This window comes from Chryseobacterium caseinilyticum (genome assembly GCF_014837145.1).
GTDB lineage: Bacteria > Bacteroidota > Bacteroidia > Flavobacteriales > Weeksellaceae > Chryseobacterium > Chryseobacterium caseinilyticum.
Genome location: NZ_JACYFS010000005.1, coordinates 179,322 through 203,694, shown reverse-complemented (window position 1 = coordinate 203,694; position 24,373 = coordinate 179,322). Strand labels below are relative to the sequence as shown.

Sequence of the window (24,373 nt, the reverse complement as noted above, 5' to 3'; positions counted from 1 at the left end):
AAAAGTGAAAGAACAATAGGGATAAATTATAAAAAATAAGAATAATTTAATCTTAACAAGCAAAAAGACCAACCCTTTCGGATTGGTCTTGTGTATATTTTAAAAAGTAATTAAACTTTCTCAACCTGCATGAAGCTAAGCTCCATTGGTGTTTTTCTTCCGAAGATCAATACAGAAACTTCAATTTTCTTTTTGTCTTCAAGGATTTTTTCTACTGTTCCGTTGAATCCGTTGAAAGGACCATCGATCACTTTTACATTCTCTCCTACGATGAAAGGAATTTCAAGATCAGTAGCAAATTCTGAAAGTTCATCCATTCTTCCGAGCATTCTGTTGATTTCAGATTTCCTCATTGGAACAGGATCACCTCCTTTAGTTAAACTCAGGAAAGAAATAACTCCCGGAATGTTTTTAATGACATGGGGGATCTCTCCCATCAAATCTGCTTCCACCATTAGATAACCAGGATAATATGGTTTTTCTTTTGGAACTTTTTTACCGTTTCTAAGAACGATTACTTTTTCCATAGGAATCACTACCTGAGTAACATACTGCTCAAACCCTAAACGTTTGATTTCTGTCTCAATATAGTTTTTTACTTTATTTTCCTGTCCGCTGATGGCTTTCAGCACATACCATTTCAATTCACTCATTATGGGAAAATCCTTTTTTAGTTGAACATATTGATTAGCATTCCGATGATGTTGCTGATTGCTTTAGAGAAAAGCTCATCAACTCCAAAGGTAAACAATGCAAGAATCACTGTAGCTATAGTCACTACAATTGTAGAAGACTGAAGATCTGACCATTTCGGCCATTCAACTTTATGTCTGAATTCGTTATAAGAACCTTTTATAAAATCAACAAATGAACTCATAAATTATATTTGCACGGGCACAAGGATTCGAACCCTGATCAACGGTGTTGGAGACCGGTATCCTACCATTGGACGATGCCCGTAGATTAAAAAGTTCCGTAAGTTTCCTTACGGAACTTTATTTATTTTAAGATGATTAGTCTAAGATTTCAGTAACCTGACCTGAACCAACTGTTCTACCTCCTTCTCTGATCGCAAATCTAAGACCTACGTTAAGAGCGATTGGCTGTAACAATTCTACAGTGATCTCTAAGTTATCACCAGGCATTACCATTTCTACACCTTCTGGTAAGAAGATCTCACCTGTAACGTCAGTAGTTCTTACGTAGAACTGAGGACGGTACTTGTTGTGGAATGGAGTGTGACGTCCACCTTCTTCCTTAGAAAGGATGTAAACAGAAGCTTTGAATTTCTTGTGAGGCTTCACAGAATCTTTCTTAGCGATTACCATACCTCTCTTGATGTCAGTTTTTTCAATACCTCTCAACAATAGACCTACGTTATCTCCAGCTTCACCTCTATCTAGGATTTTTCTGAACATTTCAACTCCTGTAATAGTAGAAGTTAATTTTTCTTCACCCATACCGATGATATCTACAGGATCTCCTGTGTTGATAATACCAGCTTCGATTCTACCAGTTGCAACAGTACCTCTACCTGTAATAGAGAATACGTCTTCGATTGGCATCAAGAAAGGCTTATCAGTATCTCTTGGTGGTTGCTCGATCCAAGTATCAACAGCATCCATCAATTCTTCAACTGACTTGAACCATTTATCTTCAGTATCAACTGTAGCAGCAGTAGCAGCAGTAAGAGCTCCTAATGCAGAACCTTGAATTACTGGAGAGTTATCTCCGTCGAATTCGTAAGTAGACAACAAGTCTCTTAATTCCATTTCAACAAGCTCTAACAATTCAGCATCGTCTACCATGTCAACTTTGTTCATGAAAACAACGATTCTAGGTACGTTTACCTGACGACAAAGAAGGATGTGCTCTCTAGTTTGAGGCATTGGTCCGTCTGTAGCAGCACATACAACGATAGCACCGTCCATCTGAGCAGCACCAGTTACCATGTTCTTTACGTAATCCGCGTGACCTGGACAGTCAACGTGAGCGTAGTGTCTTTTTTCAGTTTCGTACTCGATGTGAGCAGTATTGATCGTGATACCTCTTTCTTTTTCTTCAGGAGCAGAGTCAATAGCAGAGAAATCTTTTTTCTCAGCAAGACCTTTGCTCGCTAATACAGCAGAAATAGCTGCAGTAAGTGTAGTTTTACCATGGTCAACGTGACCAATAGTACCAATGTTCAAGTGTGGTTTGTTACGATTAAACGTTTCCTTTGCCATGATTTAAATTATTTATTTTATTGTTATTCAAATTTTCGGTGTGCAAATATAACGATTTTTTGAATATCAAAAACTTTTTATTAAAAAAACTTTCAATACTAAACCAAAATACTCGCAAACCATAAGTTTTTCCGCAATGGAAATGCAAATTTAAACAAAAAATTGAATTAAAAAAATCTGTTTCTAAAACCGATTCTAATTTTATCTCGTATATCTGTGTATTATTAAACCAAATATTAAACATTATGAACAAACTTCTCTCTCTGCTCCTTTCTGGAGTAATGGTCGCAACAGTATTATCCTGTAATGACGACGATGTAAACGGAATGGAACCCATGGTACAGGGACCTGATCTTTTGGTATATGGACTGACGGACAGTAATGAAATCACTTCATTCAATGCCAAAAATACCGGAACTTTTATCTCTAAAACTGCAATAACCGGTATCACAGCTGGCGAAAAACTGATGAGCATCGATTTCAGACCTGCAACCGGTGAGCTTTACGCATTATCCAGTGCCAGTAAACTGTATGTTATTAATACCACGAACGCATCGGCACGAGTAGTAAGCACAACAGCTTTTACTCCGGCAATTGCAGGTACGATTGCTTCAATTGATTTCAATCCTACGGTAGACAGAATCCGTTTGGTTACCAGTACCGGACAAAATTTAAGATTACATCCTGAAACCGGAGCAACTGCCGCAACGGACGGCGCTATTGCAACAACTTCATCAATAACTGGAATTGCATACACAAACAGTACATCTGGAGCCACAAGCACTACTTTATATGATATTGATGTAACTTCAGGAAAGTTATTTAAGCAAGACCCACCTAACAACGGTACTTTGGCAGAAGTAGGAAATTTAGGTTTTACTTTTACAGGTCAGGCTGCTTTTGACATCAGTCCAGATAATAAAAATGCATTAATGGCAGTAACAAGTGGCGGACAAAATGCTTTATACAGTGTAGATCTTGCTACAGGAAAAGCTTCAAGCATTGGTGCTTTACCATCAAAAGTAGTTGATATTGCAATCCCAACTAATCCTGTAGCTTATGCTATTAATAACGCAAATGAGTTACAAATCTTTAATCCTAATGATCCTTCACAGGGACTGGTTTCTAAAGCTATTGGAGGTCTGCAAACCGGTGAAGGCATTTTAGGAATTGACTTCAGACCGCTAAACGGGCAACTTTACGCTTTAGGAAGTTCAAGCAGAATTTACACTATTAATCTTGGAACCGGTGCTGCAACTCAGGTTGGTACAGGTACACTTACAACACCTTTAGTAGGAACTGAGTTTGGATTTGATTTTAATCCTACGGTTGATAAAATAAGAGTAGTGAGTAATACAGGACAAAATTTAAGACTGGATCCTGTTACCGGTGCCGTTACCGCGATTGATACTATGCTGAACCCAGGAACGCCAACAGTAAGTTCAGCAGCTTACACAAACAACTTTGCTGGAGCAACAGCTACAGAGCTTTATGTGATTGATCATAATACTGATAAACTGTATCTTCAAAATCCACCAAACGGAGGTGTTTTGGTTGAAAAAGGAGCTTTAGGAATCAACATCACATCAGCGAACGGTTTTGATATCGGTGCGATGTCTCAGAAAGCTTATCTTTTAGCCTCTGTTGGTACTGATAATAAAATCTATGTTGTAAATCTTACAACGGGAGCTACGGCATCTTCAGCAACATTCCCGAATCCTGTAAAAGGATTTACAGTTGGTTTAGGATTCTAATTCAATTCAAAAATAATTCAATAAAAAAATCTCACGGAAATGATCCGTGAGATTTTTGTTTTTTTTAAGACTAAACCTGAACTTAAATTAAATTGTTGTCAGTCTTAAAGTATTTGTCTTGCCTCCTTCGAACGACGGTGTAGCATTGATGTTGATTACAAAATCACCAGACTCGATATAACCGTAATTATGTGTCAACATGTTGACCTGAATAATGGTTTCGTCAGTCGGTTTGTTCATATCATAATAATAGGCTCTTACTCCCCAAAGAAGATTCAGCATATTGATTACTCTTTTATTTCCGCTGTATACGATGATGTGAGAATTTGGTCTGTGTGCAGAAAGCTGGAAAGCTGTATAACCAGAATTCGTTAAAGTTACAATCGCAGAAACGTTTGTTGTTTTGGCAATTCTTACTGCGGCAAGACACACACGGTTGGTTATAAACCTTTCATCAATACAGTTATAATCTTTTTCGATAGGCTCATTTTTGCGCTGATAGAAATTGGTCATTTCTATATTCTTTACAATCTTAGCCATATTTTCAACAACCTGAATAGGATATCTTCCTACCGAAGTTTCACCGGAAAGCATTACGGCATCAGCACCATCCAAAACAGAATTGGCAACATCATTTACCTCTGCCCTTGTTGGAGTAAGGCTGTTGATCATGGTTTCCATCATTTGAGTAGCGATGATTACCGGTTTTGAGAAGAATCTTGCTCTTTCAACCAAATTTTTCTGAATGGCAGGCACTTCTTCCATTGGAACTTCCACACCAAGGTCACCACGCGCAACCATTAATCCGTCACATTCCAATAAAATTTCGTCTATATTTTTTACTCCTTCAGGCTTTTCAATTTTAGCAATAATCGGAGTTTTAAACTTACCGTTAGGGTGAGTCGCAATTAATTCTTTCAAATCAATGATATCCTGAGCATGACGAACGAATGAAAGTGCGATCCAATCAACCTCCATATCCATCATAAAGTTGGCATCCTGAATGTCTTTTTCTGTTAAAGCAGGAAGAGAAACGTTGGTATTCGGAAGGTTAACCCCTTTTTTAGAACTCAAAGGTCCCCCCTGAATAGTTTTTGCTTTTACTGTATCAATCTGGTTAGTCTCAAGAACTTCCAACATCAGTTTACCATCATCGATCAAAATTCTTTCCCCCACTTTTACGTCCATAGGGAATTGCTGATAGGTCATATAAACTCTTGTAGAATCTCCTTCGATTTTTTCGTTGGTAAAGGTCAATACATCACCAGGGTTAAGATAAGAACCCTCTTTTACTACCCCTACTCTCAGTTTCGGGCCCTGAAGATCTCCAAGAATCCCTACTGAATATCCGTATTCTGCATTAAGTTCTCTGATAATATTGATATTACTTCGAACTAAATCGTAATCTGCGTGTGAAAAATTTATTCTGAAAATATCAACACCAGCCTTCATTAATCCCAACATGACTTCTTTTGAAGATGAAGCCGGACCCAGCGTTGCAATAATTTTTGTCTTCTTTAAATACTTATTCATAATACTGTATTATTTGATAAAGTTCTTCTTCAGAACTCAAAATATAATCCTGTATAGGAAATACAAGATTTTCAGGGAGCAAAATTACGGAAAAATCAGCATACTGTTCCGAACTGTGCAGAATATATTCCACATCGGGCTGATTATTTAATAAAAATTTAATGTTATCTTCTTCCGCAAAGAGCTCGGTCTGAATTTTTTTTTGCCTACTTTCAGATGATCTGTTTGATATGAAAGTGTAGCATGTTTTTGTAAATTTGTGATATGCTTCAAAACGGGGAAAGCAGTAATCGTAGTAGGAACCATTAAATATGAGATCCTTTATTCTGGAGAAACTCAGATGAGAATTCCTGTTTATTTTAAAGAAAAACTCGTGATCGTGCATAGACTTTACCAACCTCACCAAGCCAATGGTGATATCTTCGGATTCTATCTCATCAAGATCATAAAGTTTTTGTACTTCCAAGAATATTTTCCTTTTTGTTTAAAATATAAAACGCCCGCTGCGCAGCTTTCTCTTCGGCTTTCTTTTTTGAAGTTTCTGTGGCATTGGCTATTTTTTCGTCACCAAAGCAGACATGACATCTGAAAACCACCGCCTTGTTGGGCTGAATTTCTTCGCAGGTTTCGTATTTTATATTCAGTTTCTTCTTCTGAGCCCATTCTAAAAGAAGACCTTTGTAGCTTACAATTTTGTTTTCAAGCTTGATAATTTCAGACGGAGTCAAAAGTCTTTCCAGCACAATCCTTTTGCAGGTATCATACTGAAAATCAAGATAAACCGCACCAACCAGAGCTTCAAACAGATTTCCGCAGATATTTTCTCCCAAAGCCATTACAGCAGTGTGCTTCTGCAGGAGCTGTGTAAGTTTCAGGTCTTCGCCCAGTTTATTGAGGTTCTTACGGTTGACGATTTTAGATTTCATCTGCGTAAGATATCCTTCATTGGCCTGAGGATAGTTTTGAAATAAATGGCAGGAAATAATAGTTCCCAAAACAGAATCTCCCAAAAACTCAAGTCTTTCGTAATTTCTTTCGCCGTTTTTAGAAGAACTTTTCAGCGAAAAAGCCTCACGGTAAAGGTCGACATTATTCACCTCAGCACCTAAAATTTTGTATAATTCTGTACTGAGGAAAAAGTCTCTCTCTGTGAGTATTCTTTTTCTTTGTTTGAGTAGGAATTTAGAAAAATATTTCTGTAACTCCATTTGTAAATTTAGATTTTCTTAAAAAGAACGCAAGCATTGTGTCCACCAAATCCGAATGTATTGCTCATGGCAACCTTCACATCTTTCTTCGCCGCTTCGTTAAAGGTAAAGTTCAGTCTGCTGTCGATTTTTTCATCATCGGTAAAATGATTGATCGTTGGCGGCACAATACCGTTTATGATCGTTCCGATAGCAGCAATTGCTTCAATTACACCAGCTGCACCCAAAAGGTGACCGGTCATTGATTTTGTAGAATTAATCTGAATATTATAGGCATGCTCGCCGAGTAATCTTGAAATTGCATTGGATTCTGCGATGTCTCCCAATGGCGTAGATGTACCATGCATGTTGATATGATCTACATCATCAGCAGTTAAACCTGCATCTTCCAGACAGTTTTTCATTACAAGATAAGCTCCCAAACCTTCAGGATGTGGCGCAGTCATGTGATGTGCATCAGCACTCATTCCTCCACCCAATAACTCTGCATAAATTGTTGCTCCACGTTTCACAGCGTGCTCATACTCTTCAAGAATAATACATCCCGCCCCTTCGCCCAGTACAAATCCGTCTCTGTCTTTGTCAAAAGGTCTTGAAGCTGTTGTAGGATCATCATTTCTTGTAGAAAGCGCCATCATAGCGTTAAAGCCTCCCACTCCACTTGCAGTAACGGCAGCTTCAGAACCTCCGCACACGATTACATCTGCCTTTCCGAGCTGGATCAGCATTTTAGAATCGATAATAGCGTTGGCAGAAGATGCACATGCTGAAACCGTAGTATAATTCGGACCGTGGAAACCATATTCGATAGAAATATGTCCCGGTGTGATGTCCGCAATCATTTTAGGAATAAAGAAAGGATTAAATCTTGGAATATCCGTATTTGCCCAACCCAAAACTTCTGTTTCGAAAGTTTCAAGACCGCCAATTCCGGAGCCCCAGATTACTCCTACCCTCAGTTTATCTACGTTATCTTCAATAATTCGTGAATGAGCTACAGCCTCTCTGGCTGCAACCATTCCGAATTGTGTGTTTCTATCCATCTTTTTAGCTTCCTTCTTGTCGAAGTGCTGAAGAGGATCGAAGTTTTTTACCTCGCAGGCAAATTTTGTTTTAAAATTTGTGGCATCAAAAAGAGTAATCGGAGCGGCACCGCTCTCACCTTTTACAAGATTTTCCCAGTATTCCTGTGCATTGTTGCCTATTGGCGTTAATGCTCCGAAACCAGTTACAACTACTCTTTTTAATTCCATAAATTTTCTTTAAAGTTCTTTGTTGAAGAATATTATTTATTTACTACTTCTTCGATATAAGCGATAGCGTGACCTACAGTAGTAATTTTTTCAGCCTGATCATCAGGGATTTGAATATTGAATTCTTTTTCAAATTCCATGATTAACTCAACTGTATCTAGTGAGTCTGCTCCTAAATCGTTTGTGAAGCTAGCCTCAGGAGTCACTTCTGTTTCTTCAACGTCAAGCTTATCAGCGATGATAGCTTTTACTCTTGATGCAATGTCTGACATAGTAAATATTTTTTTTATTGTTAGATGGTGCAAATATATAAAATTCTTTACGATAAAACATTTTTTTAGTCTTTTTTGTCGGTAGACTATGCTTATTTTATCACCATGGGTTTTAGTGTTTTCGTAATCAAGGGATTAGAATTATTGTTTTTTTTCCTACATAACGAAATTAAAACATTCACATAATTCGTAAAATGAATTAGAACTAGTTTAATATTTCCTATTTTACATATAAATACACTTGGCAATTTATCATACTTTGTAAACAAATTGAGGCACTTAGGTTTTTATAAAATAATTGCTAAGCAAAATGCCTCAAATTTTTCTACATTGCATTCTATTGAGTCCTTTATTTATTAATTAATGGGAGATTTAAATGTAAATAAAAACTATGAATCAGGGAATTTATGAGGAGTTAGTGACGCAACTCATCAGTACAAAATTAAATGCGCTTGAGAAAGATCATTTTCAGGTGAAGAAAATTTCGATTGACAAAGCAGAGGCAGCTCACTTATTATCTCAGCATATTGGTAAAACAATTAAACAGGCCTTTAATTTGATAAAAGGCGAAGACATTCTAGAAATTCAAATTGAGATTGCAAACAAAATCATTCTATTTTTAAAAGAAGAACTGAAAAAAGAAGAGTTTGAAGATGATTTAATTGAAACTGAAGGTAAGATTCTGAAAGCAGTTTTTACAAACGTTGATGCTCATTTTACAGACTTAGATCTTCATTTAAAAGAAATTACTCCGTATACCAGATTAGTTCACAGCGAACTTTTTACTGGCGGAAACTCAGGCACAACTTTGGAAAGTGAGCTACGAAAAGAAATACTATCGTCGGATAAAATTGATCTTTTAGTTTCATTCATAAAGTGGAAAGGTATAAGAATTCTTGAGCGTGAGTTGAGAGAGTTTACTGACAGAGGTGGAATCTTGAGAGTCATTACTACAACTTATATAGGAGCAACAGATGCAAAGGCAGTAGAATTCCTTTCATCGTTAAAAAATACAGAAGTCAAAGTTTCTTACAATACGGGAAATGAAAGATTGCACGCGAAAGCTTATTTGTTTCAACGTAATACAGGTTTTCATACAGGTTACATCGGCTCATCTAATTTTTCGCGCTCAGCATTAACTGATGGCTTGGAGTGGAACTTAAAAATCACAACCAGAGAAGTTAGCCATATCATCGATAAATTTAAAAAGACTTTTGAAGCATATTGGCAAAATTCAGAGTTTGAATCTTATCAACAAGACACTCATTCTGTAAAATTAGTTGATGCATTGAAGGAAGGAAAATTTTCAAAAGAATATAATTTTACAACATCATATTTCGATATTAAACCTTTTCATTATCAAAGAGAAATACTTGAAAAGCTGGAAGTTGAACGTACTGTACAAAACAGAAACAGAAATTTATTAGTTGCTGCTACAGGTACTGGAAAAACTGTTATTTCGGCATTTGATTACAAAAACTTCAGAAAAAATAATACATCGGCAAAACTGCTTTTTGTTGCACATCGAAAAGAAATCTTGCAACAGGCAAGAGCAACATTTCAAGGTGTGTTGAAGGATAATAATTTTGGTGATTTGTGGGTTGACGGCCTCGAGCCAAGATCGCATGAGTATTTATTTGTTTCTGTACAGACTTTAAATAATAGGTTAAAAGATCTAAATCTTTCAAAGGATTATTTTGATTTTATCATCTTAGATGAAGCACATCATGGTCCAGCTTCCAGTTACAGACCATTTTTAAATTACTTCCAGCCCAAAGTCTTGCTTGGATTGACAGCTACACCAGAAAGAATGGATAATGAAAATATTCTTGAAGATTTTTGTAACCGTGTGGCAGCGGAAATTAGACTTCCCGAGGCTCTGAATAAAAAATTATTAACTCCTTTTCAATATTTTGGTATTACGGACAGTATCGATTTAACAAATGTGAAATGGGAGAAAGGAAAATATGCAGTCAGTGAGCTCGCTGGTTTGTATATAAAAAATGAAACGCGAGTAGGCGAAATCATTAATAATCTTCAGAAGTATACAACAGATTTGAAGGATGTTCAGGCAATAGGTTTTTGTGTAAATATTGATCATGCTGAGTATATGTCTCAAAAATTCAATCAAGCTGATCTAAAATCTGAATTTCTAACTTCTAAAAATGCTAGCGACAGAGATGTACTTCGAGAAAGATTTAGAAAAAAAGAGTTCAACTACTTGTTTGTAGTTGATATATTCAATGAAGGTGTTGATATTCCGGAAATTGATACTGTTTTCTTTTTGAGACCTACTGAAAGCTTAACTGTTTTTCTTCAGCAGTTAGGTCGTGGTCTCCGCTTAGCAGAAGGAAAAGATTGTTTAACAGTATTAGATTTTGTTGGAAACGCAAGACCTGAATATGATTTTGAAAGTAAATTCCGGGCTCTGATAGGGAAGACCACAACTTCCGTACAAAAGGAAATTGAAGACGATTTCCCACATTTGCCCTTAGGTTGCTCAATAGTTTTAGAGAAAAAAACGAAAGAAGTGATTCTTACAAATATCAGGAAAGCCACTTCTCTCAATGTTAATCAAATAATTACCAAAATAATAAATTTTCAGCATCAGACTACTTTGCCATTGACACTTAGGCACTTTACAGAACTGTATCATATTCCGCTTGAAGTTATTTATAAAAAAGGAAGTTGGTACAGACTCTGCCAAAGAGCTGGTGTCATCGAAGATTTTGAGGATGAGGATGAGAAACAAATTTACTCAGCAATTAGCAAGAAATGGTTATCAACCAATTCTGTGAGTTACTTTAATTTTATTTTAGAAATTGCAAAAAGGTCCTTTGATATACGAATTGAGGATTTTACTGAGAAAGAAAAAACAATGCTTTTAATGCTTCATTACGACATTTGGCAAAACGCAGGAGGTTTCGGAAGTTTAGAAGAAAGTATCAGACAAATAGGAAAAAATCAGACTTTGATAAATGAAATTATAGAAGTTCTGGAAATTTTAATTGATAATATTGGGTTCAAGGAACTCGACATTGATTTGCCTTATGAACAACCTTTAAAGTTACATTCGCGATATACCAGAGATCAAATTTTAGTTGCATTTAAAATGTCAACATTTGAAAAAAAATCTTCAAATAGAGAGGGAGCGGCAGAGAATAAAAATTTGAATACAGAAATACTATTTATTAATCTCATCAAATCTGAAGAGGATTTCTCACCTACTACAATGTATGATGATTACGCAATTAGCGAGACACTGTTTCATTGGCAATCTCACAATGCATACGGTCCGGAAACTACTAAAGGAAAATCATACGTCAGTCATGTAGAAAATGAAAAAATAATTTTGCTTTTTATAAGAGAGCGAGCAAATGACGAAAATGGTAATACACTTGGATATGTATTTATAGGAGAAGGTACTTTTAAAGAAACAGAAGGCTCAAAGCCAATGAGTATCAAATGGGAGCTAAATGAGCCTATACCTAACTATTTATGGAAGGAATCTGCAAAAATGTCTGTTGATTAAAAATTTAACTGCAGATCTCGTTATAAATCAGAAATTGATACAAAATTAACATAATTAGTTCACCGATTATTGGAATTAGAAATAAAAAATTTACAATTTAAAGGATATTTATACTTTTCATATTCAAAAACTTATTAGATAAACAAAAATAAACCACTGAAATTCGGTGGTTTATTTTATTCCTGTGGAGTTGGAGGGATTCGAACCCTCGTCCAAACAAGCAATACATAAGATTTCTACATGCTTATTTTACTGTTGGTTTTCGACTGGAGGCAGAGAGCAAACACCCAACTTCCAGCTTATCTTCTGAGGTTTTCGAGTCTTGGTCAAAGCTCCCAAAACCTTATTTCTGCATTACTATATCTCAGAATCAAACGCCGCAGAACAGAGCATTTGTGAGACATCTTGCTTCCTTACTATCTTCGGGAAAGCGCTTGAAATCTTACTTTATTCGGATTAAGCTGCAAGAGCGAACTCTTCGTTGCCAGTTAAAATTGTGTAGCAAGGGATTTAAGAGATCGCGCTACGGTTCTCTGCATGCTTACTTACCCATTGACCTTGCTGTCGAAACCAGTCAACCCCATGTTTAAGTGAAGGCAAAGATACAAAAATCAAACTAACATTATACTTTGCCTGAAAAATTTATTTTTTGAAGAATTTCCACATACTTTCAAGCACATTTTGCTAAAGTTAAGTGATCCGGCAAAACTGAAATCAACCCGGTGAAATAGTGAAAAGAATTTTAAACAACCAAAATTACTTCCCGAAAATCCGGAAAAATAATTTTGGTTTAAAGCATTTATACTCAAAGTAAAATCAATCTCTGTTTTTAAGCAAAATCCATCCTGAAAACATAACATTTTTACGGGATAAGCGATCCTGCCAGGAAATTTTATACCAGTAGGTACCCGTAGGAAGCGGAGAACCTAAATATTTGCCATTCCAGATAAAGTTTTTAGGATTAATTTTATAAACTACTTTGCCGTAACGGTCTGCAATTTCACCTTCAAAATCCTTATTGGAACTTACCTGGGTAAAATCCAAAACATCATTCAGCCCATCGTGATTTGGAGTAATGGTATTAGACATAAAAAAAGTGTAATATTCAACTTCCGAATTACAGCTGTTATTTTTATTTCTTACCCGCACAGAATACTGTGCATTTCGCATCACGGTAAAAACATTTGAAGCCTGCCAAACCACTCCCCCGTCTATCGAATATTCGAGTGCACTGTTCCCGTAGTTGACTGCATTTATGGTAAGGAACGGATCTTTATAGGTTACTTCTTTGATTTCCGGAGGAGAAATATAGCTCACCACAGCAGAAAATGTTTTTGTACAGGTTCCGTTATTGATGACAACAGAATAATTTCCGGCATTTGTTACGTAGATATTCTGAGTAGTTTCACCCGTATTCCACAGATAAGTGTATCCTGCACCGGCACCGGCATTCAGTATTCCGCGGTCCCCTTTGCAGATCTGTATATCATTCAGAGAAGACTCTATTTCCGGAACAACAATGACTGTTACATTTGCCGGTGTAAGCGAAACACATCCGTTGGCACTTGTACCTGTAACAGAATATGTTGTAGTAACTGCCGGTGAAACGATTTGTGTACTTCCGTTACCTGAAAGTCCCTGCCACGTATATGTTGCAGCACCTAAAGCTGTAAGAACTGTGCTTTCTCCTTTGCATATTTTCAATTTTGCTGAAATTAAAGATACGTCAGGATATACTGTATTAGCAGTTACATTTACTGATGCCTGCTTTACACAACCCTGTGGCGTCGCACTTGTAATTGTCAAAGTGTAAGTACCGGCACTGCTGACTGTAGGCGTAAGTGTATATCCTCCCGAAACAATATTTCCTCCTGCAGATGCCGTCCAGCTTAAAGTAGCCCCTGCAGCATATACTGAACTGGATGCATCCAGAATTACCTGAGGTGTTGTGCAGGTAATCTGCCCGGGTGCCGCAACAGAAACCACAATAAGAGGATCCATGATGACATTTACTGATTTTTGATACTGGCATCCCTGGCTGGTAGTAACCGTTACAGAATAAGAACCTCCCACGGTAACATTATTAGCAGCTGTTGTTACGCCATTGGACCATAAATAGGTATTTCCTGTTCCCGCTGCTACTGCAGTAAGAATATTTGAAGAGCCCTGACAGAAAGTAAGATTTCCGGTAATCTGCAAGTTCGGATCTACACCAGCCTGAACAGTATAAGAAACCTGGTCGCCCGTACAAATACCATCATTATTGGTAAGTGAATAAACACCTGGAGTTGATACAACAATACTTTGTGATGTCTGCCCCGTAGACCAAAGATTTCCGTTAGGCAAACTTGAAGTTAAAGTAACAGGATTTCCACTGCAGATTGCAATTCCTGTGGATGAAATTGTTGGTGCAGGTTTTACGTTTACAGTAAGCTGAAGCTGAGCAATTTTAAAGCAGGCAGAAGATTTAATTCTTACATAAATAACTGCCGATCCGGAAGAATGTGCAGCAGGATTGGCAATTACATTCGTATTTCCCGCTAAGGCATCAGACTGATTGAGATAATAAGCGAAAGTCACTCCCGAAGTAGCACTCAGATTAGCCTGAGCTGAAGTTAAATTAAAGACAGCAGTTGAACCGTTTGAGCAAATACTTAAGGAAGCATTCTGAACTGCCGGAATCACTCCTTGACTTACTACAACTGATTGAGTATATTCGCAGTTTGAAGGTGTCTTTACAGTGACAGTGTAAGTTCCGGCGGTCGAAACTGTAATATGATCTGCCACAGATCCGGTAGACCACAAATAAGTATTTCCTGAACCAGATGATGAAGCCGTTAAAACTGACGGCGTTTCACAAATTATTAAATTTCCACTGATCTGAACATTTGGATTGGCTTCAGGTACAATTGTGACAGAAGCCGGCGCACCCGAACACTGTCCGTTGACAGAAGATAATGTATAGGTTCCTGCCGCAGTAACAGTGATAGACTGAGATGTAGCTCCTGTAGACCATAAATTGCCTGATGCAAGATTAGAAGTAAGTGTTACATTGCCACCAAAGCAGATGGTATTTGACGACGCGGTAATGACAGGAGCCGCTACTACAGTTACATTTAACTGAAGCTGAGCGATTCTAAAGCACGTTCCTGTTTTTACCCTTACATAAACTAAAGCATTCCCAGAAGAATAAGAACTGGGATTAGGAATAAAATTAGTATTTCCCGCAATTGCATCTGCCTGATTCAAATAAAAATCAAAACCCGTACCTGAAGTTGTGCTGATATCAGACTGTGCCGATACGAGATTAAACAGTGCCGTACTTGTTGCTGAACATTGATCTAAAATACTGTTTTGTACTGTCGGAACAACACCATCAACTACCGTTACGGATTGCATGTATGAACAGTTGGCTGTAGTTTTTACTGTAACCGTGTATGTTCCTGCATTAGAAACTGAAATTGAGCTGGCAGTAGAGCCGGTGGACCAAAGATAAGTATTTCCTGTTCCGTTTGCAGTAGCAGTCAGTTGAGTCGGGGCACCACATACAATGAGATTTCCTGCAATCTGAACATTTGGATCACTTTCTTTGGTAACAGTGATTGAAGCCGGCAAACTTGTACAAATTCCATTATTAGTAGTAACAGTATAAGTTCCAGCATTCGTGACTGTGATTGAGGCTGTTGTTTCTCCTGTAGACCAGATATTTCCTGTAGAACTGCTTGACGTCAGAATGATACCCGATCCAAAACAGATTTTGTTTGAGGGAGTACTGATTGTTACAACAGGCCTTTTATTCCTAAAAACAATACTTCCGGTCTGTTTACAGCCGTTGATTGAAGAATTAGGATTTGCCGGATCAATGTAAGTGATATTATAATAATAAGTATTTGTGGTATTTACAGTTACAGGAGCTGTAATAGGATTTGTACCCGAAGCCGCATTGTTTGCTGTAGTATAATAAGTTACAGCAAAATTTGAATTTCCATTCAGAATACCGGCAGAAAGACTGCTGAAGTTAAATGTTGAAGTCGTTCCGCAAATAGAAATTTCTCTTGGTGCTGTAGCGGTTGCACCTGGACTTCCCGGAGGAATAAAAGGATTTGGCGCAGTCGTTGAGTTTGCAAAAGGAGAAGCCAAAGTCGCCGTTCCGCCCCAAGTTAAATTAAAAGTATACACCGTGGACGAAAAATTATCAATATAAAGATAATAGGTCTGCCCCGCAGTCACGTCAAGATACCTGCAATACGGACTGTCACTATAGGTAGATGAAGTGTTGGTATTCGTCATATTCAGTCCGGTACTTCCTGTAGTTTCAGCATAGTTGCATCTCACAGGAGCTCCCCGGTTTGCACATGTTTTATTGGGACCATACACTGCCCAGTCATAATCAACAGCTCCGGTGGGCGTGATATTAAACGTTAATGTTCCGCTTGTTGAAACAGTAAATTTGTACCAGACAGAGTGATGTTCGCCCAAAAGCAGACAGCCGCCAAGAGCCTCATTGCTGTTTCCCACACCAGATGGAGTGTAGTTGATAGCAGAATTCCCGCAGGCATTGATTGCAGTAGCACAATCTTCCTGCGCAAACAACGAAATATGAAAAATTATTAAAAAAGAAAACAGTAGCTTTTTCATCATATGTAAGTAAAAAAAAGGGATTTATTATGAGTGGAGACATGCAAAGCACAGCTGAAATCAACCATTAATGGCTAATAAATGCTTTTTGACTAAGCTGAACGTAAATTATTTTGAAAATAACAACCTGACAGAATTATCCAGGTTACTGTAAATAAGCTTCATAGGTATTAGTTTTATCCAGCAAATTTAATAAAAAAAATAATTTGAGTATATTAATTTTAATATATACTGGTGACTGAAAATAAACCGATAAATTTCAAAGTTTAACTTATTCAAAAACAAATATTTTTTATATTTAAATATTTGTCAATTATAAAAAAAGTCATATATTTGCAATCCAAAATGAGATGTAATTTATGTTAATAATTCCAGTAAAAGACGGAGAGTCTATCGACAGAGCACTTAAAAAATATAAGAGAAAATTTGACAAAACAGGTACTGTTCGTCAATTAAGATCAAGACAGGCTTTCATTAAGCCGTCTGTAACTTTAAGACAGGCAAGACTTAAAGCTGCTTACAAGCAAGTAAATCTTAGCAAAGAAGAGCAGGCTTAAGAAATTTTCTTAACACGCATACTAAATTCACTCTTTAAATAGTTATATTTATTGAGTGAATTTTTTGTTTTTACACTTTTTTATGATTGACAAGTTTCTTCAGTACATATCGTTTGAAAAACGCTATTCTTCACACACCGTAACGAGCTATAAAAAAGATCTGGAAGATTTCTATGAATTCTACCTTCGTACTGAAGGTTCAGAAAATCTTTTAAATGCAGATAAAAAAATCATCCGCAACTTCATTGTGGAACTCAGCGAAAAAAACATTGCCAAAAGAAGCATCAACAGGAAGGTTTCTACCCTCCGCAGTTTCTATAAATTTTTACTGAAAATTCAGGAAATTAAAACTTCACCCGTCGAAAATATCAGTTCACTTAAATTTTACGCAGAGAAGCAAATTCCGATTTCAAGTGATGAAATGAAAAATCTTGATGAGAAAATTTCTCTTGAAAAAGACAACCTGCTGGAACACTGCATCATCGAAACACTTTACCAAACCGGCATCCGGAAAGCCGAACTTTGTGGCTTGATATTTGGAAATGTAAATCTGGAATCACAGGAGCTGAAGATCATAGGAAAAGGAAACAAGGAACGCTATGTTCCCATTTCAGAGAAACTTACCCAACTTTTATCTGATTATCTCGGTATCAGAAATCCAAAGGAGGATTTTGATGAATACTTTTTCGTCAACAAAAACGGTAAAAAACTCACAGAAAAATTTGTTTACCTTGCCGTTAATAAGTATCTTAGTCTTGTAACATCCAAAGAGAAAAAGAGTCCTCATATATTAAGACACAGCTTTGCTACACATGTTTTGGATAATGGGGCGGAAATTTCGAAAGTAAAAAAAATATTAGGACATTCAAGTCTTGCCAGTACTCAAGTCTATACGAATGCCAATATAGAGCAACTAAAAAAAGTGTTTAATCTGGCTCATCCAAGAGCCGCAAAAAAAGAAGAATTATGAAGATCACAGTACAGTCAATTGGTTTAACACCACATGCACCATTAGAAGATCACATTGAGAAAAAAGTAAACAAACTTGCTACGTTTTACGACAAAATTCAGGATTGTAAGGTTTTCTTAAAAGTAGAAAACACTTCAGACAGAGAAAACAAAACCACAGAGCTTATTTTAGCCGTTCCGGGTGACGATATCGTTGTAAAAAAGACCTGCTCAAGCTTCGAGGAAAGCTTAGACCAGTGTGTTGATACAGCTAAGAAGCTACTAATCAAGAAAAAAGAACTGGCTTAGTAAAAAAGTCAAAAAAAACATACTAAAAATTTGAGAATTCAAAAAATCCGTTCTATATTTGCACACGCAAAAAAGGAACAGCGATCTTTTGAATTCTTTTTTATTATGCTTCCATAGCTCAGCTGGCCAGAGCACGTGATTTGTAATCTCGGGGTCGTGGGTTCGAATCCCTCTGGAAGCTCATTTTTAATATAAACTCGGGGAGATTCCAGAGTGGCTAAATGGGACTGACTGTAACTCAGTTGCTTCGGCTTCGTAGGTTCGAATCCTGCTCTCCCCACGGTTTATATTGATAAAAAAACTTGCAGGTTTCAGAAGATTTTTCTAGATTTGCAAACCGTTACCAATGATTTTGGAAACAAAATTGCGGAAGTAGCTCAGTTGGTAGAGCGTCAGCCTTCCAAGCTGAATGTCGCGAGTTCGACCCTCGTCTTCCGCTCAAAGAATCACACCTCATCAGGGTGATTTTTTTTTCACTGCTGAATTGTTGCAGAGTAGCTTTTCTCTCAGCCTTCAGTTTAGAATTATTAAATGCTTCCATAGCTCAGCTGGCCAGAGCACGTGATTTGTAATCTCGGGGTCGTGGGTTCGAATCCCTCTGGAAGCTCATTTTAATATAAACCAAGGGGAGATTCCAGAGTGGCTAAATGGGACTGACTGTAACTCAGTTGCTTCGGCTTCGTAGGTTCGAATCCTGCTCTCCCCACAGTTTATATTCAAAAAAAGTTTGCAGATATTGGCCAAAAAGCCTAAGTTTGCAAAGCGTTTACCAATAATTTTGGAAACAAAATTGCGGAAGTAGCTCAGTTGGTAGAGCGTCAGCCTTCCAAGCTGAATGTCGCGAGTTCGACCCTCGTCTTCCGCTCAGTAAAAAATCACGCTTCTGGTGTGATTTTTTGTTTCAGGCCGACTTAGCTCAGCGGTAGAGTGCTTCCTTGGTAAGGAAGAGGTCACGGGTTCAAGTCCCGTAGTTGGCTCACAGCAAATCCCGATTTCTTCGGGATTTTTTTGTTTTCTGAAGGTTTGTAAATGATTTTTTTTGTTCAGATATTGTTCACACATTTTATTTACTTTTAATTTGAATCTACATCCATTTTAAAAAAGTTTTATGAGTTTATTTTAGTTGTAATAGACTTGTCCGGCTTATTTGTCATTCCGCAGGAATCTCAGCACAATGAAATAAGCGGTTTAGATTCCTACGGAACGACAAAACTACTGTGAAATCAGCTTAAAAAAACTTAAATTATTTCTGAAGATTTATAAAAATTTAATCATAATTAAAATTTAATTAAACCTTTCTCTCAAATCCCATTTTCAAGCCACATCAAAATTATTTTTTCTAATTTAGTAAAAAATTAGTTCCAATATGAATATCCTTTTACTGGAAGACGACCTTATCCTTTCTGCAGAGTTGTGTAAATTTTTAGAATCCAATCAGATTACCTGTGCGAAGGTTTTTGATGGAGAGACTTTTCTGAGAGAAATTAAAAATAACACCTACGATCTTTATCTTTTAGACATTAATGTTCCGAAAATGAACGGCCTTGACGTCTGCCAGACTTTAAGAACTTTCGACAAAACCACGCCTATCATTATTCTCTCGGCTTACGGCGACCTTTCAGATAAAAAGGATGCTTTTACAAGACTTGCTGATGATTATCTCGTGAAACCTTTCCAGTTTGAAGAACTTTTACTGAGGATCAACTCGCTTCTCCGCAGAAAAACACAGTCTGATAACATTGAGCTCGACGTTATTACAGTGGAAGACCTCATCATCAACAAAACCGAACAGAAGGTTTTCAGATCCGGGAACGAAATTGCTCTTACTTTGAAAGAATTCCAATTGCTGGTTTATCTTGCCGAAGCGCAGGGCAGAACAGTTTCCAAACAACAGATTACAGAGCACGTATGGGAACATAATTTTAATACCAACACCAACACAGTCGAGGTTTACATCAACTTTTTAAGGAAAAAATTAGATAAAGATTTTCCTGTAAAACTCATTCACACAAGATCGGGTTTTGGGTATTATTTAAGTCCTTTATAAATGTCGTTAAAACGGAAAATTGCGCTTACTTTATGTATTTCATTTTCGATTCTGCTGGGGATCGTGATGGTGATTATTTATATTCTGTTTAATGATTTCAGAAGAGAAGAATTTAAAGAAAGATTTGTTCAGAGACTTGAATTTACCTCACACTTTATTTTAAAATCAAAAGATTTTGAAGAAGAAGCTCCTGTTTTCTTTAATGAAAATTCAGATAACGTTCTTTTAAATGAAAAAATTCTCATTTTCAATTCTGATAAAGAACTCGTTTACTCAACCATAAAAGATCAGAAAGTAACCTGGGACGCCAAACTTCTGAGCGACCTCGACAAAAAAAAGGCTGTCTTCACCGAAAAGACTTTTCCCGAAATTTATGCCGCCAAAAGAAACATCAACGGCGAAAATTACTACATCATCACGAGTGCCTACGACACCAACGGGAAATCTAAACTTGCCTACCTGAAATATCTTCTGATTACCGCCTACATCGCAAGCACCCTCCTGATTGGCTTTTTCAGTTATTATTTCATGGGGAAATTCCTGCATCCTCTGGAACAGCTTAATCAGGAAGTTTCTGAGATAACGGCACACAAGCTTACCACCCAGATTCCGGTGAACAATTCAAAAGATGAAATCAGCATTCTCGCGCAGTCTTTTAATACCATGATCGTAAGGCTGAACGATGTTTTTCAGTCACAGAAGGATTTTACAGCAAGTGCTTCCCACGAAATCCGTACTCCGATCACGAGAATTGCCTTTCAGATTGAAAACCTGATTAAACTCGAAGAACACTCTCCCACTACTCTTTTGGGGCTGCAGCAGATGTTGAGGGACGTTTACCTTCTTTCAGACCTTACCAATTCACTTTTGCTGCTGACGAAATTTGACAAAGAAAATATTCAGACCATTTACGAAGAAGTACGTGTGGATGAAGTTATTTTTGAATCTTTCGACCGTCTCCAGAAAAGTTTCCCAAAACTTAAAATGGATTTCAACATTTCTGAAAAATCTACAGAAGATGCCCTTCTTACCATCAGCAGCGTGCAGTCTTTGCTCGTAATAGTATTTGTAAATCTTCTCAAGAATGCTGCAATCTATTCTGATAATGAAGAAGTGGATGTTCTGCTTAATGAGGATGAGAACAATATCACAGTTGACGTCATTTCCTGTGGAGACACGATCCCCGAAAAAGAACAGCCACGGTTGTTCGACGCTTTTACAAGAGGTAACAATTCTCAGAATATCTCCGGTTCAGGATTGGGTTTAAGAATTGTGAAAAGAATTTTAGAATATCACGGAGCTGCTATTGTGTACTCGTCACCTGCTGAAAATTTAAATAAATTCACCGTTATTTTTAATAAATAATTTACCGCGTATTGATGCACCTTTGCAGCTGCCTGAAAATTTATGCGGATGAATTACTGAATTCATGCAGGTGAATTGACAACTTTATGCGGATGAATTTTTAAGAACAATAATTATTGGCTTCCTCAGAACTATAAATAAGCAATCTGCTTATATCAATTTTAACTGATCCTTAAAATTCTTAATCCTTTAACTGACCTTAATGGTTCAAACTTTTTTTTTAAAACAATTCCCGTCATTTTTATAATTTAATTTTATTTTAAGCATCTTTTAAGTTCCTTTTAATCGTGTAGCCGCACTTTTGTCATCAAAATAATGATAATGAACAAATTTGCAGGGCTGTTGATTGTTGTCTCGTCTTTCGTGGCCGCACAGCAGCAAATGTCGCTTCAGGATTGTGAGGAAGCCTTTCACAACAACAACCTTCAGCTTTTGGCGGAGCAGTATAATATCAACATGGCGGATGCGGATATTATTCAGGCTAAAATCTGGGAACTCCCTCAGCTAAGCGGTTACATCAATGCCTATAACCCCGAAGATAAAAGAGCTTTTGATGCCGGAAGAGCCAAAGGTGCCGAAATTACACAGCTGATCTATCTTGGCGGAAAGAAAAAAAACGAAATCGCTTTTGCCAAGTCCAATAAAGAACTTGCACGCCTGCAGTTTACACAGCTTTTAGCCAGTTTAAAAACAGAACTTCACATGGCTTACTTCAATCTGTACTATCAGAAAGTAAAGCTGGAAAGCATTACCAAACAGCTTGGATACATGAATGAGCTTTTAAAGGCGTACAAAGTACAGTCGGCAAAAGGAAATGTGTCTTTGAAAGATGAAGTAAGGCTTCAAAGCATCGTTGTACAGCTGAATGCAGACAAAACCGACATCAACCGGGAAATTCTTGAAGTACAGCAAAGCCTGCAGATACTCACCGGGATTAATAACACTATCGAACCACAGATCGCTGATTCTGAAGTGAAAGAAATTCTGGCGTCACAGCCGTTTGGAGATCAGGAAACGCTCAAGGAAAAAGCCCTGCAAAATAATGCGGAGTATCAATATAATTTAAAACTGATTGACAACAGTAAACTCTTTGCCCAATGGCAGAAGTCATTAAATGTTCCTGATCTTAATCTGGGTGCGCAATACGATCAGGCCAGCGGAACTTTCAGAAATGAAATCAATCTGATGGTGGGCATCCCGATTCCTCTCTGGAAAAGCAATAAGGGAAATGTGGAGAAAGCAAAATTTGCGATTCAGCAGAATGAGAAGAATGCAGAATTCCAGAAGTTTTCTCTCGAAACAAAAGTGCAGGCCGCGTTCAATATATGGAAAAACAATTATGATCAGCTTTCTGAAATCAGAACCAAAGACCAAAACAATCTTGAACTGGTTTACGACGGGATTCTCAAAAATTTCAGAAACGGAAACATCAGCCTGATAGAGTTTACAGATTTCATGGAAACCTACCGCCAGACTGTTCTGCAGGTTTATGATATGAAAAACGACCTGATTCAGTCTGCCGAAAACCTCAACTTACTTGTACAAACTAAAATCTTCTATTAAAATGAAAAATTTAATTATACCCATATTTTCAATATTTCTTGTATGGTCATGTTCAAAAAAAGAACAGCCAAAAACGCCGGAGCCTAAAGGTTTTGAACTGAGTAACACCATGCTTGAATCTATCTCCACAGCCAAAGTGGAAAATACAGTCATAGAAGATTTTTACAGCTTTTACGGTAAAATTTCTGCCGACAAAAATTCCTATATCGACGTTTTTCCACTCGTTGGAGGAAATGTGATGAGCGTAAATGTTGAACTGGGCGATTATGTAAGAAAAGGTCAGGTTCTGGCGACTATCAGAAGTACCGAACTGGCTGAAGTACAGCGTGAAGTGAGTGATGCAAAAACAGATCTGGTCGTTGCACAGAACAATCTCCGTGTTGCGAAGGAAATGTACGACGGTAAGCTGAATACTGAAAGAGAAGTTCTGGAAGCAAAAAGCCAGCTGCAGAAAGCACAGGATCAGCTGCAGAGAGCAAGTGCGGTGAGTACCGTTTATAATGTGAAAAACGGAAATATCTACAGCGTTCTAGCGCCGATTAACGGTTACATCGTTCATAAAGACATCAACAAAGATATGCAGCTGCGAAGTGACAGAAGCGAGAACATTTTTGATGTTGCCAATACCACCAACGTCTGGGCAATTATGAACATCAACGAATCTGATATTGATAAAATTACGCTCGGAATGCCTGCCCAGGTTTCCACACTATCTTATCCTGACAAAATTTTCAACGGTAAGATTGATAAAATATTTAAAATCATCGATCCTGAAACCAATGCAATGCAGGCGAGAGTTGTTTTAGACAATGCCAACGGATTGCTGATTCCCGACAGTAAGGCGACGGTAAAAGTTTCAAAATCCGACAACAAAACAGCTCTTTCTATCCCTTCGAAAGCGGTCATATTTGATGATAACAGAAGCTATGTTGTGGTTTTTAAATCAAGAAATGATATTAAAATTAAAGAAATTCAGATTTTAAAACAGAACAGAGATGTAACCTATATTTCTGAAGGTCTGAAGGAAGGTGAAAACGTGATTACCAATAATCAGCTGCTCATCTACAGATCTCTGAACAATTGATTTCAAAGCCATTGAGACATTTTACAGTAATTAAGTTTTATAGGTATATCCTTTACTTAACCATTCTCATAGCTTCGATGCTGCT

Annotated in this window: 18 protein-coding genes, 8 tRNA genes and 1 other RNA gene; 16 read left to right on the top strand and 11 right to left on the bottom strand. The window is 37.3% G+C overall.

Features of this window, described 5'->3' with window-relative positions:
• Positions 1-110: 110 nt before the first annotated feature.
• From nusG to tuf, 4 genes are all read right to left on the bottom strand, one after another.
• Positions 111-653: a transcription termination/antitermination protein NusG gene (nusG, locus tag IC610_RS15680; RefSeq protein WP_056034714.1), complete on the bottom strand. Its 543-nt coding sequence runs from the start codon at positions 651-653 to the stop codon at positions 111-113.
• 17 nt (positions 654-670) lie between these two features.
• Entirely contained in the window at positions 671-877 is a 207-nt protein-coding gene (gene secE, locus IC610_RS15675; protein WP_056074831.1) for a preprotein translocase subunit SecE, read from the bottom strand.
• Between the two features lie 12 nt (positions 878-889).
• Positions 890-960, bottom strand: a tRNA-Trp gene (locus IC610_RS15670).
• Between the two features lie 53 nt (positions 961-1,013).
• Positions 1,014-2,225, bottom strand: coding sequence for an elongation factor Tu (gene tuf, locus IC610_RS15665; RefSeq protein WP_055983809.1), 1,212 nt, complete (start codon positions 2,223-2,225; stop codon positions 1,014-1,016).
• Positions 2,226-2,470: 245 nt separating this feature from the next.
• Here tuf and IC610_RS15660 point away from each other — a divergent pair, with 245 nt between their 5' ends.
• Entirely contained in the window at positions 2,471-3,979 is a 1,509-nt protein-coding gene (locus tag IC610_RS15660) for a DUF4394 domain-containing protein (RefSeq protein WP_191737682.1), read from the top strand.
• Between the two features lie 87 nt (positions 3,980-4,066).
• Here IC610_RS15660 and pyk read toward each other — a convergent pair whose 3' ends face one another.
• The 5 genes from pyk to IC610_RS15635 are packed head-to-tail and all read right to left on the bottom strand — an operon-like array spanning position 4,067 to position 8,245.
• Positions 4,067-5,512: a pyruvate kinase gene (gene pyk, locus IC610_RS15655; RefSeq protein ID WP_191737681.1), complete on the bottom strand. Its 1,446-nt coding sequence runs from the start codon at positions 5,510-5,512 to the stop codon at positions 4,067-4,069.
• Complete coding sequence (locus IC610_RS15650; RefSeq protein WP_191737680.1) at positions 5,505-5,978, bottom strand: IPExxxVDY family protein; 474 nt, start codon at positions 5,976-5,978, stop codon at positions 5,505-5,507. Before IC610_RS15650 ends, pyk begins: the two co-directional genes overlap by 8 nt.
• Complete coding sequence (rnc, locus tag IC610_RS15645) at positions 5,956-6,720, bottom strand: ribonuclease III (protein ID WP_191737679.1); 765 nt, start codon at positions 6,718-6,720, stop codon at positions 5,956-5,958. The genes IC610_RS15650 and rnc overlap by 23 nt, the downstream gene beginning before the upstream one ends.
• 8 nt (positions 6,721-6,728) lie before the next feature.
• On the bottom strand, positions 6,729-7,973 hold the full coding sequence (gene fabF, locus IC610_RS15640; protein WP_056074840.1) for a beta-ketoacyl-ACP synthase II: 1,245 nt from the start codon (positions 7,971-7,973) through the stop codon (positions 6,729-6,731).
• A 32-nt stretch (positions 7,974-8,005) separates the two neighbouring features.
• Entirely contained in the window at positions 8,006-8,245 is a 240-nt protein-coding gene (locus tag IC610_RS15635; RefSeq protein ID WP_002976354.1) for an acyl carrier protein, read from the bottom strand.
• Between the two features lie 391 nt (positions 8,246-8,636).
• On the opposite strand from IC610_RS15635, the gene IC610_RS15630 reads away from it, so the two are divergent.
• On the top strand, positions 8,637-11,777 hold the full coding sequence (locus IC610_RS15630; protein ID WP_191737678.1) for a DEAD/DEAH box helicase: 3,141 nt from the start codon (positions 8,637-8,639) through the stop codon (positions 11,775-11,777).
• A 182-nt stretch (positions 11,778-11,959) separates the two neighbouring features.
• Here IC610_RS15630 and ssrA read toward each other — a convergent pair.
• Together ssrA and IC610_RS15620 are read right to left on the bottom strand one after the other, a co-directional pair.
• Positions 11,960-12,359, bottom strand: a transfer-messenger RNA (tmRNA) gene (gene ssrA, locus IC610_RS15625).
• Between the two features lie 234 nt (positions 12,360-12,593).
• The gene (locus IC610_RS15620; protein ID WP_191737677.1) at positions 12,594-16,415 is read right to left on the bottom strand and encodes a T9SS type B sorting domain-containing protein; all 3,822 of its coding nucleotides are present in this window, start codon (positions 16,413-16,415) and stop codon (positions 12,594-12,596) included.
• A gap of 359 nt (positions 16,416-16,774) precedes the next feature.
• Between IC610_RS15620 and rpsU the strand changes: the two genes are divergently transcribed.
• From rpsU to IC610_RS15550, 14 genes are all read left to right on the top strand, one after another.
• A complete protein-coding gene (gene rpsU / locus IC610_RS15615) occupies positions 16,775-16,972 on the top strand; it encodes a 30S ribosomal protein S21 (protein ID WP_056028873.1) in 198 nt (65 codons plus the stop codon).
• Positions 16,973-17,054: 82 nt separating this feature from the next.
• The gene (locus IC610_RS15610) at positions 17,055-17,942 is read left to right on the top strand and encodes a tyrosine-type recombinase/integrase (protein WP_191737676.1); all 888 of its coding nucleotides are present in this window, start codon (positions 17,055-17,057) and stop codon (positions 17,940-17,942) included.
• Complete coding sequence (locus tag IC610_RS15605) at positions 17,939-18,229, top strand: HPF/RaiA family ribosome-associated protein (RefSeq protein WP_056074857.1); 291 nt, start codon at positions 17,939-17,941, stop codon at positions 18,227-18,229. Before IC610_RS15610 ends, IC610_RS15605 begins: the two co-directional genes overlap by 4 nt.
• A gap of 107 nt (positions 18,230-18,336) precedes the next feature.
• Positions 18,337-18,410, top strand: a tRNA-Thr gene (locus tag IC610_RS15600).
• 18 nt (positions 18,411-18,428) lie between these two features.
• Positions 18,429-18,509: transfer RNA gene (locus IC610_RS15595), tRNA-Tyr, on the top strand.
• A gap of 86 nt (positions 18,510-18,595) precedes the next feature.
• Positions 18,596-18,668 (top strand) — tRNA-Gly (locus IC610_RS15590).
• A 94-nt stretch (positions 18,669-18,762) separates the two neighbouring features.
• Positions 18,763-18,836, top strand: a tRNA-Thr gene (locus IC610_RS15585).
• 18 nt (positions 18,837-18,854) lie between these two features.
• A tRNA-Tyr gene (locus IC610_RS15580) sits at positions 18,855-18,935 on the top strand.
• 86 nt (positions 18,936-19,021) lie between these two features.
• Positions 19,022-19,094, top strand: a tRNA-Gly gene (locus tag IC610_RS15575).
• Positions 19,095-19,134: 40 nt separating this feature from the next.
• A tRNA-Thr gene (locus IC610_RS15570) sits at positions 19,135-19,206 on the top strand.
• A gap of 389 nt (positions 19,207-19,595) precedes the next feature.
• Positions 19,596-20,276: a response regulator transcription factor gene (locus IC610_RS15565; RefSeq protein ID WP_191737675.1), complete on the top strand. Its 681-nt coding sequence runs from the start codon at positions 19,596-19,598 to the stop codon at positions 20,274-20,276.
• Positions 20,277-21,641 (top strand): ATP-binding protein, encoded by a 1,365-nt coding sequence (locus tag IC610_RS15560; RefSeq protein WP_191737674.1) that lies wholly within the window; start codon positions 20,277-20,279, stop codon positions 21,639-21,641.
• A 321-nt stretch (positions 21,642-21,962) separates the two neighbouring features.
• Positions 21,963-23,204, top strand: a complete 1,242-nt coding sequence (locus IC610_RS15555; protein WP_082482328.1) for a TolC family protein — start codon at positions 21,963-21,965, stop codon at positions 23,202-23,204.
• Position 23,205: 1 nt separating this feature from the next.
• Positions 23,206-24,288: an efflux RND transporter periplasmic adaptor subunit gene (locus tag IC610_RS15550; protein WP_191737673.1), complete on the top strand. Its 1,083-nt coding sequence runs from the start codon at positions 23,206-23,208 to the stop codon at positions 24,286-24,288.
• Positions 24,289-24,373 lie beyond the last annotated feature (85 nt).